Source organism: Inquilinus sp. NPDC058860 (genome assembly GCF_042743185.1).
Lineage (GTDB): Bacteria > Pseudomonadota > Alphaproteobacteria > DSM-16000 > Inquilinaceae > Inquilinus.
Genome location: NZ_JBHYMS010000010.1, coordinates 72,182 through 86,240, shown reverse-complemented (window position 1 = coordinate 86,240; position 14,059 = coordinate 72,182). Strand labels below are relative to the sequence as shown.

At 70.0% G+C, this 14,059-nt stretch carries 13 protein-coding genes and 2 tRNA genes; 9 read left to right on the top strand and 6 right to left on the bottom strand.

Annotation, left to right across the window (positions count from 1 at the left end; translation table 11 throughout):
- Nucleotides 1-61 precede the first annotated feature (61 nt).
- From ACFW16_RS09380 to ACFW16_RS09365, 4 genes are all read left to right on the top strand, one after another.
- Nucleotides 62-1,900 carry a calcium-binding protein gene (locus ACFW16_RS09380; RefSeq protein WP_380304120.1) on the top strand — a complete coding sequence of 613 codons (1,839 nt, stop codon included), beginning with the start codon at nt 62-64 and terminating at the stop codon, nt 1,898-1,900.
- A gap of 704 nt (nt 1,901-2,604) precedes the next feature.
- Nucleotides 2,605-2,961 (top strand): acyl carrier protein, encoded by a 357-nt coding sequence (locus ACFW16_RS09375; RefSeq protein WP_380304118.1) that lies wholly within the window; start codon nt 2,605-2,607, stop codon nt 2,959-2,961.
- Nucleotides 2,954-5,479, top strand: a complete 2,526-nt coding sequence (locus ACFW16_RS09370; protein ID WP_380304116.1) for an AMP-binding protein — start codon at nt 2,954-2,956, stop codon at nt 5,477-5,479. The genes ACFW16_RS09375 and ACFW16_RS09370 overlap by 8 nt, the downstream gene beginning before the upstream one ends.
- A 36-nt stretch (nt 5,480-5,515) precedes the next feature.
- Complete coding sequence (locus ACFW16_RS09365) at nt 5,516-6,745, top strand: cytochrome P450 (RefSeq protein ID WP_380304114.1); 1,230 nt, start codon at nt 5,516-5,518, stop codon at nt 6,743-6,745.
- Between the two features lie 23 nt (nt 6,746-6,768).
- Here the strand turns inward: ACFW16_RS09365 and ACFW16_RS09360 are convergent.
- From ACFW16_RS09360 to ACFW16_RS09350, 3 genes are all read right to left on the bottom strand, one after another.
- A tRNA-Arg gene (locus ACFW16_RS09360) sits at nt 6,769-6,845 on the bottom strand.
- A 17-nt stretch (nt 6,846-6,862) separates the two neighbouring features.
- Entirely contained in the window at nt 6,863-7,153 is a 291-nt protein-coding gene (locus tag ACFW16_RS09355) for an ETC complex I subunit (RefSeq protein WP_380304112.1), read from the bottom strand.
- A 31-nt stretch (nt 7,154-7,184) separates the two neighbouring features.
- Nucleotides 7,185-7,261 (bottom strand) — tRNA-Pro (locus ACFW16_RS09350).
- A 373-nt stretch (nt 7,262-7,634) separates the two neighbouring features.
- On the opposite strand from ACFW16_RS09350, the gene ACFW16_RS09345 reads away from it, so the two are divergent.
- Together ACFW16_RS09345 and ACFW16_RS09340 are read left to right on the top strand one after the other, a co-directional pair.
- Nucleotides 7,635-9,311, top strand: a complete 1,677-nt coding sequence (locus tag ACFW16_RS09345) for a DEAD/DEAH box helicase (RefSeq protein WP_380304110.1) — start codon at nt 7,635-7,637, stop codon at nt 9,309-9,311.
- Nucleotides 9,312-9,406: 95 nt separating this feature from the next.
- Complete coding sequence (locus ACFW16_RS09340) at nt 9,407-10,156, top strand: HAD family hydrolase (protein WP_380304108.1); 750 nt, start codon at nt 9,407-9,409, stop codon at nt 10,154-10,156.
- Between the two features lie 86 nt (nt 10,157-10,242).
- Here the strand turns inward: ACFW16_RS09340 and ACFW16_RS09335 are convergent, their stop codons facing one another.
- From ACFW16_RS09335 to ACFW16_RS09325, 3 genes are read right to left on the bottom strand one after another with little or no spacing between them, the layout of a single operon-like run.
- A complete protein-coding gene (locus ACFW16_RS09335) occupies nt 10,243-10,446 on the bottom strand; it encodes a hypothetical protein (protein ID WP_380304106.1) in 204 nt (67 codons plus the stop codon).
- Entirely contained in the window at nt 10,443-10,670 is a 228-nt protein-coding gene (locus tag ACFW16_RS09330) for a hypothetical protein (protein WP_380304104.1), read from the bottom strand. Before ACFW16_RS09330 ends, ACFW16_RS09335 begins: the two co-directional genes overlap by 4 nt.
- A gap of 30 nt (nt 10,671-10,700) precedes the next feature.
- Nucleotides 10,701-10,931 carry a hypothetical protein gene (locus tag ACFW16_RS09325; protein WP_380304102.1) on the bottom strand — a complete coding sequence of 77 codons (231 nt, stop codon included), beginning with the start codon at nt 10,929-10,931 and terminating at the stop codon, nt 10,701-10,703.
- Nucleotides 10,932-11,013: 82 nt separating this feature from the next.
- On the opposite strand from ACFW16_RS09325, the gene ACFW16_RS09320 reads away from it, so the two are divergent.
- The 3 genes from ACFW16_RS09320 to ACFW16_RS09310 all read left to right on the top strand — a co-directional run bounded on the left by ACFW16_RS09320 (nt 11,014) and on the right by ACFW16_RS09310 (nt 13,983).
- Entirely contained in the window at nt 11,014-11,625 is a 612-nt protein-coding gene (locus ACFW16_RS09320; protein WP_380304100.1) for a helix-turn-helix transcriptional regulator, read from the top strand.
- Between the two features lie 223 nt (nt 11,626-11,848).
- Nucleotides 11,849-13,312 (top strand): dihydropyrimidinase, encoded by a 1,464-nt coding sequence (hydA, locus tag ACFW16_RS09315; RefSeq protein ID WP_380304098.1) that lies wholly within the window; start codon nt 11,849-11,851, stop codon nt 13,310-13,312.
- Complete coding sequence (locus ACFW16_RS09310) at nt 13,309-13,983, top strand: O-methyltransferase (protein ID WP_380304096.1); 675 nt, start codon at nt 13,309-13,311, stop codon at nt 13,981-13,983. The genes hydA and ACFW16_RS09310 overlap by 4 nt, the downstream gene beginning before the upstream one ends.
- The last annotated feature ends 76 nt before the right edge of the window (nt 13,984-14,059 follow it).

Genomic DNA, 14,059 nt, shown 5'->3' with positions numbered 1-14,059 from the left:
TTTACCCCGCTATGCCCGGCCGGTCGCCGGGCACCACAAAGGTGGAACGGGGGAGGTTGTCATGCCGGTGCGGAAATGGGGCGGCGAGCGGGTGGTCGGAACGACGTTCAACTCCAACATCCGGGAGGCGGATGTCGCCGGCCTCGCGGATGGCGGCTATGTCGTGGTGTGGCAGGACGACAGCGTGCCCCAGCGTGTCGTGGCCCAGCGTTTCGACGCGTCCGGCAACCCGGTCGGCACCGAGATCTTGGTCGTCAGCGAAGGCGCTGGCACGGCCTACCGTGAGCCGCAGGTCGTCGGACTGGCGGAAGGGGGCTTCGCCGTCGCCTTCACCAGCGCCACCGGCGACGGCAATGCCTGGGTGAACCGGTATGACGCCGACGGCGCCTTCATGATCGGACACGGGTGGGCCAACGCCGCCGGTGAGGAGCAAGGGGCGATCACCTCGTCCGATGCCATCGACTACCGCCATGTCTACGTGTCCGGCGGCGACATCCGCATCGGCTTCGACACCGTCAACAACGACCTGACGACCGGCATCCAGGAAGCGCCGTCGATCGCCGAGATTGCCGGCGGCACCCGCTATGTCGTCACCTGGGTCGACCACAACGGCGGCCACAACTACCGGTATCGGGTGTTCGAATCGAACGGCACCGCCGTCACCGGCTCGCTCCAGGTCAACAACACGGCGGGCGTCGGCGCTGCGGGCGACCACCCGGCCGTCGTGATCGGGCTGGCCAATGGCGGCTTCGTCATCGCCTGGTACGAGTTCTCGACCGCGCTGGAGGACCGCAGCGGCGTCAGCGTGCACGCCCAGATCTACAACTCCGCCGGCGGCGAGGTCGGCACCGAGTTCGTGGTCAATTCGACCTTCAAGAACCACCAGGCCTTCCCCGATCTGGTCGCCCTGCCGGATGGTGGCTTCGTCGCCGTCTGGTCCGACAGCTCCTCGGGCGTCAACAGCGCCGACTACAACATCGTCGGCCAGGTCTTCGACGCCTTCGGCCAGCGGGTCGGCAGCCAGTTCACCGTCAACACCGGCACCGACGGCGCGAGCGGCCAGTTCAACCCGCATGTCGCGGCCCTTGCCGACGGCCGGCTGGTGGTGGAATGGCGCAGCTCCGCCACCGACGAGATCCGGATCCAGATCATCGATCCGCGCGACGGGGTGGTGACCGGCGACGAGGGCGCCGACGCGCTCTACGGCCACAACTCGGTCGCCGACGAGATCAACGGCCTCGGCGGCGACGATGTGCTCAACGGTCTCAACGGCGATGACGCGCTCTACGGCGGCGACGGCGACGACATCCTCCGCGGCGGCGCCGGGGCCGACGACCTCGACGGCGGCGCCGGCACCGCCAGCTACTACGGCAGCGCGACCGGGGTCGTGGTCAGCCTCGTCACCGGCCTCGGCAGCGGCGGCGAAGCGCAGGGCGACACCCTGACCGGGATCGAGAACCTGGCCGGCAGCCTGGGCAATGACAGCCTGGTCGGGGACAGCGGCGCCAACACGCTGAGCGGCAGCAACGGCAACGACATTCTCACCGGGGCCGGCGGCAAGGACACGCTCACCGGCGGCGCCGGGCTCGACCGCTTCGTCACCAGCAGCACGGCGCAGAGCCCGGTCGGGGCCGGGGCGGACCGGATCACCGACTTCAGCCACGCCCAGGGCGACCGCATCGACCTGTCGGCGATCGACGCCAGCACCGGCGCGGCCGGCGACCAGGCCTTCGGCTTCATCGGCACCGCCGTCTACACCGGCGTCGCCGGGCAGCTGCGCTACGCCATCTCCGGCGGCGTCACCACCATCGCCGGCGACGTCAATGGCGACAAGGTCTCCGACTTCCAGATCCAGCTCACCGGCAGCATTGCCCTCGTCTCCGGCGACTTCGTGCTCTGACTCCCGCGGCGGCCGCGGCCTGATCGCCGACGGCCGAGCACCCTTGGTCCGGCGCAGGCCGGGCAGGACCGCCTCGAACTCGGCGTGGTCATTCTCAAACGGTCGCGTCAGCCGGTTGCGGATCGCCGCGACCGCGGCGCAGGAGGATCGTCAACAACGAGCGTTCCTCCGACGGGGTGGGCAGACGCGCTACCGCCCAATAGACGCCGACCGCCGCTACCGGATCCCAACAGATGACATCGAGCCCGAAATCAAGGCATCACTCGCCCCATCGACCGCGAGCGCCCGGACTTTAAGGAAATACACCGCATGATATTTAATTTTCAGCACAAATTTCAAAACATTACTGAATAATTATAGATATTGATACATAATTCAATCCACATTACTGTTAATCGGAATCAAACAATAACTAGTTTTTAAGCCGCCCAAGAAGCACCATCGTGCGCCGTCGATAATAAAGGGTTAGCACCGACAGGCCGTGCAATGACTTCATCGCGGAGGTGAATTCGTGCAGAGGTTGGATATTCCGACAATTTGCGAGCGCATCGCTGTTCAGCCGCCCCACTCTGCCTTCGGCGAGCCGGAAGGACTTCGGAACAGCGGTGCGAGGGGCATCTTCGCCTCTCGGGTGATCCGAGGCGAGGAAGTCGTCGCCACCTTGGACACGGAGCTGCGCGTGTAGGCCATCGCGCGAGCGGTCAATGCCGGACGCCACGTCCGATGTGCGTCGCTCAACGGCAGCATTCTCACGCCATTGCTGGAAAGACAGCAAAGAGGATCGCATGACAGACAGGTCGATTGAGGAAGTCCAGCAGTGGCTCGCGGCCCGGATCGCCGGAATCCTCGAAATCTCGCCGGCCAGCGTCGATATCGACGAGCATCTGATCAACCTTGGCCTGACGTCGCGCCAGGCCATCGCGCTGACCGCCGATCTGGAGACCTATCTCTCGCGAGCGGTCGATCCGGTGCTGCTCTGGGAACACCCGAGCATCCGGCTGCTGACGCAGCGACTGTTCGGGCCACCAGCCGCCGATGCCCGGGACAGCGGCCATGGATGACCTCGCGTCCATCGCCGGGCCGGCAACCGATGCCGCAACCATCCAAGGCATCCTGCGGCTTCGGGGGCGAAGCAGCCCCGATGCGCCGGCCGTCTCCTTCCTCAGCTATCCCGACGGTCAGGAACAGCTCGAGACATTGAGCTATGCGCGGCTCGATCGCCGTGCCGGCGCCGTCGCCGCGGCATTGCTGAAGCGAGCCGCCCCCGGCGATCGCGTCATTCTCGCGCATGAGCCCGGCCTCGCATTCGTCGAGGCCTTCTTCGGCTGCCTCTACGCCGGCATGGTGGCCATTCCCGTCGCCCCGCCCCGTCCTCGGGATCAGGCGCGGCTCGACCGCATTGCCCAGGACGCCGGAGCCCGGCTGCTGCTCCTCACCCATGACCAGATCAGCCGCTGGACAGGGTCGCGGATACCCGGGCCATCCATCCTGGCCAGCGAGTCCCTCGCGGAGGAAGGCGGCCACGCGGTGGTGTCCCCGGATGAGGAGAATCCGCTGGCCCATTTGCAATACACTTCGGGGACCACCGGCAACCCGAAGGGCGTGATGGTGCGCCAGCGCGCCCTGCTCGCCAATCTCGACCAGCTCCGCAGGGCGTATGAGCTGGGCCCGTCGAGCGCCGGGGTGAATTGGCTGCCGCTCTATCACGACATGGGTCTGGTGGCGACGCTGCTGCTGCCGATCTACATCGGCGCTGCGACCACCCTGATGTCGCCGTTGACCTTCGTGCAGCGGCCGGAGCGCTGGCTGGCGGCGGTCGGGCGCTACGGCGGCACTGTCTGCGGCGGCCCGAGCTTCGCCTACCAGCACTGCGTCGACCGGGTGCCGGAGACGCTGCGCGGCACCTTCGACCTGTCGCGCTGGCGCATCGCCTTCTGCGGCGCCGAGATGGTGCACGCCGCCGCGCTGGACCGCTTCGCCGAAGCTTTCGCGCCGAGCGGCTTCCTGCCCGCCGGCTTCCGTCCCGGATATGGCCTGGCCGAAGCGACCCTCTTCCTTTCCGGCGCGCGATCGGGCCAGGGGGTGCGGGCGGTCGATTTCGACGCCGCGGCTCTGGAACGGGGAGAGGTGCGACCCGCCGACCGGGTCACGCCGGCGCGCCGCCTGGTCGGCTGCGGCGTCCCTGCCTCCGACACGGAGATCCGCATCGTCGACGACCGCGGCGAAGAAGCCGGGGCCGGCAGGGTCGGCGAGATCTGGGCCAGCGGCCCCGGCCTCGCCTCCGGCTATTGGGGCCGCGAGGACGAGACGCGCGAGACCTTCGGCGCGACGCTGCCGCAGGCGCCCGGCCGGGCCTTCCTGCGCACCGGAGACCTCGGCTTCCTGCACGGGGGCGAGCTGTTCATCAGCGGCCGCAGCAAGGACTTGATCATCGTCGACGGCCGCAACGTCGCGCCGCAGGATCTGGAGTGGACCGCCCAGGCGAGCCACCCCGCCATCGTCCAGGCCGCGGCCTTCGCCGTCACCCTGGACGGCGTCGAGCGGCCGGTCATGATCGCCGAGATCGAGCGTCGCGGCGGACCGCCTGATCTGGATGCAGTCGGCGCCGCCATCCGCCGGGCCGTGAGCGCAGCACATGACGTGCCGCTGGCGGCGCTCGGGCTGGTCCGGCCGGGCCTCCTGGCGCGGACCACCAGCGGCAAGCTGGCGCGGGGCGCTTGCCGCCGCGCCTATCTCGACGGCGGCCTCCCGATGCTGCACCGGTGGCAGGACAGGGCTGCGGCCCCGGCGGACGGTCCCTCGGCCCTGCCGGCGACACCCTGGCTGGTGCGGCCGAGGATCCATCCGGCGCCGGCCCTCCGCCTCTACTGCTTTCCCTATGGCGGCGGCGGCGCCAGCGCCTACACCGCCTGGGCGCGGCATCTCGATCCGCGGATCGAGCTCTGCGCGGTCCAGCTGCCCGGGCGCGAGACCCGGCTGGCGGAGGAGCCGATCCGCCGCATCGATCCGCTCTGCAAGGCGTTCGAGGGGCTGGCCGCGATGCAGGGCGACATGCCCTTCGCCTTCTTCGGCTACTGCCTGGGCGGGCGCACCGCCTTCGCCGTCGCCCGCCATCTCCGCCGCAAGGGGCTGGCCCAGCCCTGCGCCCTGATCCTGGCGGCGACCCAGGAGCCCGGCCGGGTTCCCACGCCGGAGCCTCCGCCCTATCGCCTGGGCGACCCGGAGTTCCTGGACTATGTCTCGGGCATGATCGAGGTCCCGGCGACGATCCGCGGCAACCCCGAGGCGCTGCGCCGTGTCCTGCACGTCTTCCGTGCCGACAGCGAGCTGAACGAGTCCCTGCCCTTCCCGCCCGAGCCGCCGCTCGACTGCCCGATCACGGTCCTCGGCGGGCTGGACGACCAGGTCGTCGGCTTCGACGATCTCGCGGCCTGGCGCCGGCACACTGCCGGCGCCTTCACGCTGCAGATGCTCGACGGCGGCCACCTGTTCCTGGAGGAGCAGCGTGCCGCGATCCTCCGCCGGATTTCGCACCAGCTGGCGCCGTTCGGGCGGGCCGGGGACGAAGATCCGTCATGAGCCCGCCATGCATGTACCGCGAGGAAGGAACAGCCGATGCTGAAGCCGATCAAGCCTCGATCATCCGACGAGCACTACCGATCACGGATCGACAGCTTCGATCACCATTCCCCGGAATGTACGGAAGACATCTACAACCTCATTCCCTTCATGCACCGGGAATGCCCGATCTTCCATTCGCGAAGACACGATGGATTCTATGTCGTCACCAAATATGAAGACCTGATGGAGGTGGTCCGCCGGCCGGAGATCTTCTCGGCCGGACGCGGCTTCGAGATTCCGGAGCATCCGGCACCGACGCTGATCCCGTTCCACTACGACCCGCCCGCATCGATGGAATACCGGCGCCTCCTCAACCGGTATTTCTCCCCGGACGCCGTCCGCGCATGGGCCCCCGAGTTCCGCCGATCCGTGCTCGACCGGATCGAGCCCAGGCTGGCGACTGGCAGCCTGGACGTGGTGGGCGACGTGGCCCGGCCGGCGATCTCGGCCTTGATGCTGCGGATCGTCGGCCTGGATCCCGACGGCTGGGAGGCCTATGCGGCACCGATCCACAACTTCGTCCACCGGCTGGTGCCCCGCGACGTCGCCTGGCGCGACTTCCTCGCGCTGGGCAAACGCCTCGAGACCGATATCCGGGCCTTCCGCGACAAGCCCGTGCCCGGGTCTCTGCTGGCTGGCCTGCTGGACGCCCGCTTCCAGGGCCGAGCCTTGAGCGAGATCGAGATCGGCCGGATCGTCAACACGCTGCTGATGGCCGGCTTCGAGACCACCCAGGCCTCGATCGGCACCGCCGTCGTCTATCTCGGCCAGAATCCGGACCGCCGGCGGGAGCTGATCGATGCGCCGGAGGCGCTGCCCGGCGCCGTCGACGAGTTCCTGCGCGTCTTCCCCGCCCAGATGGCCATGGGCCGGACGGTCATGGCCGACACCGAGCTGCACGGCGTGCGGCTGCGGAAGGGAGACAAGGTCCTGCTGCTCTGGCACGGCGGCAATTTCGACGAGGAGCGCTTCCCCTCCCCATTCGAGGTCGAGTTCCGCCGCCAGCCGAATCCGCACCTCTCATTCGGCGCCGGCGGCCACAAATGCCTCGGCATGCATCTCGCCCGCATGGAGATCGCCGTGTGTCTGCAGGCGATCCTCGAACGCCTTCCGGACTTCCGGGTCGAGGACGACCGGCTCCGCTTCGCCCCGGACTGCTCGGTCGTCTTCGGCTTCGAAGGCGTGCCGATCACGTTCGATACTGGACGATGGCAGCCACCGTGAGGTTTCGCGGCAGCACAAGAGGATGGCGACCCCGGCTGGACTCGAACCAGCGACCGTCCGCTTAGAAGGCGGGTGCTCTATCCAACTGAGCTACGGGGCCGTATCCTGCGGCTGCGCTCAGCGCGGCCGCGGGCGGAAATTGTCGGCGTAGTTGCGCGGCACCACCCGGCGCTCCTGCTCCGGCAGCACGGAGTAGCCCAGGCTCTTGCGCTCGGCGAAGGCGATCGCCTCCTCCTTGCTCGGGAAGGTCAGCTGCACCTGGTTCAGCGTGTCGCCCGAGGCGACCCAGCCCATCAGGGGCTCCGGCCGGCGCGGCGTCGCGAGCTCGTATTCCAGGACCCAGTCATGGACCTTGCCCCGACCGCTCTGCATCGCGGATTTGGAACGACGATAGATGCGCGCCTGCATGCCTCGGCCGACCCTCTGTGTTCTATCGGGATGGTCGGGGCGGAGAGATTCGAACTCCCGACATCCTGCTCCCAAAGCAGGCGCGCTACCAGACTGCGCTACGCCCCGATGGCCCGAAACGCCGCAGGTTTCCTAGAGGGAACGCCCCGCTTTTGCAAGCGGTATGAGCGCGCGAGTCGCGCGCGTCATGGCCGATCAGCCGCGTCCGCGACGGCCCGAGCCGGACCTCGGCCATCGGAGGAATGGCCATGACGTCCTCGCTGATCGAGGAGCGGCAGGGCGAAACCGTCGCATCCCGACGGCAGCGCAGCCCTTGTGCGCGGCGCCCGGGTCGCGTATCGATGCCCGCGACGATCCGGAGATCTCGTGCGTTGGACCGGCCCGCAGCGATGCGGCCGCCGGTTGCCGGCATTGCAGAAGATCGGGATTTCCCCGCAAGGAGCAGTGTCCGCCACGGCTCGAACCAAGGGTCTCGTGCGACATGCCGTTTTCCCCCGCCCCCGCCAGCCTGCTGCGCGCCCTGTCCGAGCGCGGCTATGCCGAACCCACGCCGGTCCAGGCCGCGGTGCTCCAGCCCGAGAACGCGGAGTGCGACCTGCTGGTCTCGGCCCAGACCGGCTCGGGCAAGACGGTGGCCTATGGCCTGGCCCTCGGCGGCGCGCTGCTCGGCGATGCTGAACGCCTCGGGCCGGGCGCGGCGCCGCTCGCCCTGGTGATCGCCCCGACCCGCGAGCTGGCGCTGCAGGTGCAGCGCGAGCTGGATTGGCTCTACCAGCCGGCCGGGGGCCGCGTTCTGGCCTGCGTCGGCGGCATGGACGCCCGGCGCGAGCAGCGCCTGCTGGCCGCGGGCTGCCACATCGTCGTCGGCACGCCCGGGCGGCTGCGCGACCATATCGAGCGCGGGCAGCTCGACCTCTCGGGGTTGCGCGCCGTGGTGCTGGACGAGGCCGACGAGATGCTCGACCTCGGCTTCCGCGAGGATCTCGAGGCGATCCTCGACGCTGCCCCGGCGGAGCGCCGGACCCTGCTGTTCTCGGCCACGCTGCCGAGGGAGATCACCGCCCTCGCCCGGCGCTACCAGACCGACGCCCGGCGCATCGCCATGTCGTCGCGCGACGAGCCGCATCGCGACATCGAGTACCGGGCCATGCCGGTCGCGCCGCACGAGGCGGAGCGCGCCGTGGTCAACATCCTGCGCTTCTTCGAGGCGCGCGGCGCCATCGTGTTCTGCTCGACCCGCGAGGCGGTCCGCCGCCTGCAGGGCAACCTGCTCGAGCGCGGCTTTGCCGTGGCGGCGCTGTCGGGCGAGCTGAGCCAGGTCGAGCGCAACCGGGCGCTGCAGGCGCTGCGCGACGGCCGGGCGCGGGTCTGCGTCGCCACCGATGTCGCGGCGCGCGGGCTCGACCTGCCGGATCTCGGCCTGGTCATCCATGCCGAGCTGCCGCATGACGCGCAGGTCCTGCAGCATCGCAGCGGCCGCACCGGCCGGGCCGGGCGCAAGGGCGTCAGCGTCGTGCTGGTGCCGTACAATCGCCGTCACCAAGCCGAACGGCTGCTCGGCGCCGCCCGGGTCGAGGCGGCCTGGTCGCCGCCGCCCGCGGCGGACGAGATCCGCGCCCGCGACCAGGCGCGGCTGGCCCAGGACACGGTCCTGGCCGAACCGGCGACGGAGGAGGATCTTTCCGCCGCCCGCGCCCTGCTGGCCGAGCGCAGCCCGGAGGATCTCGCGGTCGCCCTGATCCGTCTGCATCGAAGCCTCCTTCCCGCGCCCGAGGAGCTGTCGCCGCCGCCCGAGCGGCGGCCCGCCTCGGCCGATCGGCGTCCGCCCCGTCCCGCCCGGGAGGGCGGCCCGGCCCGCGAGGGTGACGGTGAATCGGTCTGGTTCCGGATGAATGTCGGCCGCGCCAACAACGCCGATCCGCGCTGGCTGCTGCCCTTCCTGTGCCGCCGCGGCCATGTCACCAAGGCCGAGATCGGCCGGATCGAGATCGCCGAGCGGCAGAGCCGGGTCGAGATCGCCCGCCATGCCGCCGGCCGCTTCGCCTCCTCGATCCGCCGGCCGGACGCGCAGGACCGGCACATCCGGATCGAGGAGGACCGTCCCCACCGCCCCGCCCGGAGCCACCCGGCGCCGCGGGCGAAACCGCCGCGGCCCTGACCGCGAGGCGGCCGGCCATCCGGCCGGGATGCTTGCGCGGGACGGCCGGCGCGGCGCAAATGCAGTCTCTCGATCCGGAGACCGGTAGACACGCCATGCCGCTTCCGCGCGCCATCCTGTTCGACCTCGACGAGACGTTGATCTCCGCCTATGGCCGGCCCGAGGCCGCCTGGATCGCCGTCGCCGCCGAATTCTCCGAAGCGCTGGCCCCCTGGTCCCCCGCCGAGGTCGCCGCTGCGGTCGCCGCCTTCGCCCGCGGCTTCTGGGCGGATGCGGAGCGCCACCGGATCTGGCGCCAGCGGATCGGCGAGGCCCGGCGGGTGATCGCGGCCGGCGCCTTCGACAGCCTCGCCGCCGCCGGCCGACCGGCGCCCGCCGCCGATGTCCTCCACCGCCTTGCCGATCGATTCACGGCCTATCGCGACGAGCAGATGCGCCTGTTCCCCGACGCCCACGCCGTGGTCGACGGTTTCCGGGCGCGCGGCATCCGGCTGGCGCTGGTCACCAACGGCGCGGCCGAGGTCCAGCGTGCCAAGATCGCGCGCTTCGACCTGGCCCATCGGTTCGACCATATCCAGATCGAGGGCGAGCATGGCTTCGGCAAGCCGGAGGAGCGGGCCTACCACCATGCCCTGCAGGCGCTGGGGGTCGCCCCCGGTGAGGCCTGGATGGTCGGCGACAACCTGGAATGGGAGGTGACGGCGCCGCAGCGCCTGGGCATCCATGCGATCTGGGTCGACGGTACGGGCGAAGGATTGCCGGCCGGCTCGACGGCCCGACCGGATCGCATCATCCGGGCCGTGTCGGAGCTGCTCCTCGATACGCCGGCCGGCGCCGCTGCCTGATGCCGGGCCGCCCTGCCCGCCTCGGCGCGCCCTGTATGATCCCGCAAGGCATGGTCTCGGATCCGATCGGCCGGCGGCCGCCACGGTCACGGCTCCATCTTGCGCTTGCCGTACAGCCGATCCGCCTCGTTCACGATCGCCTGGCGGATCCAGTCGTCCTCGACATCCTCCGGCCGGATCACCACGACGCCCTGGCTCTGCCAGGCCGCTTCCCGCATCCGGTGCAGCCGCTCCGCCTCCAGCGGCGGGTGCGGCCGGTGCCGCGGCAAGCTGCCGCGCGGCTCGCTCATCGCAGCCACCGCATCGCTTCGGCCGTATGGCCGCCGGCGACCTGCGGGGCCGGCCGGCCCGCGCGTAGGGCCAGCGCGGCGGCGATCACCGTCTGCAGCCGGCGGCTGTGCTCGACCAGGACGACCAGGTCGTCGACCAGCTGGGCCAGCGCTTCGGCCGGCAACGCCGCGACCGCGGCGATCGGCATGCCCTCGATCTGGTCGAGGGTCGGCAGGGTGCTCATAGAAGTCTCCATGTCGGGTTGCGGGCGGGGTCACCGCGGCTCATCCGGGATGTGCAGCCGGACCAGCAGGTCGTAGTCGACGCCGGCGATGCCGCGCCGGGCGGCGGCGGCGACGAAGCGGGGCCAGAAGCGCACCGGGACCGATCGGCGCACCCGCATCATCCGCAGATGCTGCGGCGAGACGCCGAGATCGGCGGAGAGATGGCCCTGGCGCGGCCACCGGGTGAACAGGTCGTCGAAGTTCGCGATCGTCTTGTCCATGCCATGACGATACGTTTCGTATCCCGTTAATGCAATACGAAATGAATTGTTCGCAGATTACAAAACGTGCTAAATGCCATGCATGCTGGAACCGCATCAACGCCTGGTGCTGGCGCGGACCAAGGCCGGTCACGAGACCGCGGCCGACGCCGCCCGCGCCTTCGGCTGGAGCCCGATCACCTATCGCGCCCATGAATCCGGGCTGCGCGGCCTGCGCCGCGATGCCGCCGGGCGCTATGCCGCCGCTTTCGGCGTGTCCGAGGCGTGGCTGCTCACCGGCGAGGGTGCGCCGGCGGGGCTGCGGCCGATGGTGCCGGTGGTCGGCCATGTCGGCGCCGGGGCCGAAGTCCATATGCTCGAGGGCGACCAGTCGACCGAGCGGATCGACGAGGCCGATGCCCCGCCGGCGGCCGACGAGCACACCGTCGCCGTCATCGTCCGCGGCGATTCGATGGCTCCCGCCTTCCGTGACCGCGACGTCATCTACTACCGCAACGTCCGGGCCGAGCCGGAGCAGCTGATCGGCCGGGAATGCGTGATCCGCCTGGCCGACGGCCGGACCTTCGTCAAGATCCTGATGCGCGGCAGCGGCCCCGGCCTGTTCACCCTGTTCAGCTACAACGCGCCCCTGATCTCCGACGTCGCGATCGAATGGGCGGTGCCGGTCAAATGGGTGATGCGCGACGAGGGGTGAGATACAATACGTATTGACACGAGAAATAAAGATACATAACGTATCTATCGGCTCGCACGAGCCGCTTTCCTCCCTGACCTCGCCGGGGCCTTCGCGCCCCGGCTTTTTTGTATGTCAGCCGGCCTGACCAAACGGTCAGGATCGGCCTTGCCTCGCCTCGCGATCCGTCCCACTCTCCCCATCGACAGGGAACAAGGCACGCGACAAGAGGAGAGCGCCGGCCATGACGATCGCACTCAAGGGCGGCACGGTGGTGAACGCCGACCGCAGCTTTCGCGCCGATGTGATCTGCGACGACGGCAGGATCGTCGCAGTAGGCCCCGATCTCGACGCCCCGACCGGCGCCCGGGTGATCGACGCCTCGGGCAGCTACCTGCTGCCGGGCGGCATCGACCCGCACACCCACATGCAGTTCCCGTTCATGGGCACGGTGGCGGCTGACGACTACTACACTGGCACCGCCGCGGCGCTGTCCGGCGGCACCACAATGATCATCGACTTCTGCATCCCCGGCCCGCAGCAGAGCCTGCTGGACGGGTATCGGCAGTGGCGCGAATGGGGCGAGAAGGCCGTCTCCGACTGGTCGCTGCACGTCGCCATCACCTGGTGGTCCGACCAGGTGCGGGAGGAGATGGGCACGCTGGTGGCCGAGCACGGCGTCAACAGCTTCAAGCATTTCATGGCGTACAAGAACGCCCTGATGGTCGATGACGACGTGCTGATGCACAGCTTCACCCGCTGCCGCGAGCTCGGCGCCCTGCCGATGGTGCATGCCGAGAACGGCGACATCGTCTGGCTGCTGCAGAAGGCGCTGCTCGAGGCCGGCATCACCGGGCCGGAGGGCCACGCCCTGTCGCGCCCGCCCGAGGTCGAGGGCGAGGCCGCCAACCGCGCCATCATGATCGCCGGCGCCGCCGGCGTGCCGCTCTATGTGGTCCACACCTCCTGCCGCGAGGCGCATGAGGCGATCGCCCGGGCCCGCGCCAATGGCCAGCGGGTCTATGGCGAGCCGCTGATCCAGCACCTGACCCTGGACGAGAGCGAGTACCGCAACAAGGACTGGGCCTACGCCGCCGCCCGGGTGATGAGCCCGCCTTTCCGCTCCAAGGACCACCAGAAGTCGCTGTGGGACGGGTTGACCGCCGGCAGCCTGCAGGTCGTCGCCACCGACCACTGCGCCTTCAAGGCCGAGCAGAAGCGGATGGGGATCGACGACTTCACCCTGATCCCGAACGGCACCGGCGGCATCGAGGACCGCATGGCGGTGCTGTGGACCCACGGCGTCAACACCGGCCGGCTGACCCCGAGCGAGTTCGTCGCCGTCACCTCGGCCAACGCCGCGAAGATCTTCAACCTCTACCCGCAGAAAGGCGTGATCGCGCCCGGCGCCGACGCCGACCTCGTGGTCTGGGACCCGGCGGCGACCAGGACCATCAGCGCCGCCACCCAGCATTCGAACATCGAGGTCAACGTGTTCGAGGGCATGGAGGTGCGCGGCCTGCCCGCCATCACCCTGAGCCAGGGCAAGGTGGTGTGGGAGAACAGGGAGCTGAAGGTGCAGCGCGGCGAAGGCCGCTTCGTGCCGCGCCCCGGCACCGCCCCGGTGTTCGAGGCGATGAAGATCCGCAACGAGCTGCGCCGGCCGGTGCCGGTCAGGCGCGACCCCAGCGTGCATGTGACGCCATGAGCATCGGCCTGAACGACGCGCTGCAGAAATACCTGCTCGACGCCTCGCTGCGCGAGCCGGAGATCCTGGCCCGGCTGCGACAGGAGACGCGCCGGGTCGCGGCCGACCGCGCCGGGATGCAGATCACGCCGGAGCAGGGCCAGTTCATGGCCCTGCTGGCCCGGCTGATCGGCGCCCGCCGACTGGTCGAGATCGGCACCTTCACCGGCTACAGCGCGCTGGCGGTGATGCTGGCGCTGCCGCCCGAGGCGCGGCTTCTATGCTGCGACGTCAGCGCCGAATGGACGTCGGTCGCGCGGCGGTACTGGCAGGAGGCCGGCGTCGCCGACCGCATCGAGCTGCGCCTGCAGCCGGCCCTCGATACGCTCGGCGAGCTGACGCGCGCGGACTGGGCCGGCACGGTCGACATGGTCTTCGTCGACGCCGACAAGGACAACTACCCGGCCTATGCCGAGGCCGCGATCGGCCTGCTGCGCCCGGGCGGGCTGCTGCTGGTCGACAATGCCCTCTGGAGCGGCCGGGTGGCCGACCCGGCCGACCGCTCGCCGGGCACCGAGGCGATCCGCCGGGTCAACGCCATGCTGCGCGACGATCCGCGGGTCGATTTCTCGCTGATCCCGATCGGCGACGGCGTGGCCCTGGCGCGGAAGCGGGGGCCGGACGAGGGGTGAGGTTTCCCTCCGAAGCAGGTTGGGTTCGCGACTGCGAACCCAACAGGGTCTCGGGCAGCGGGGAGACGCCGTAGAC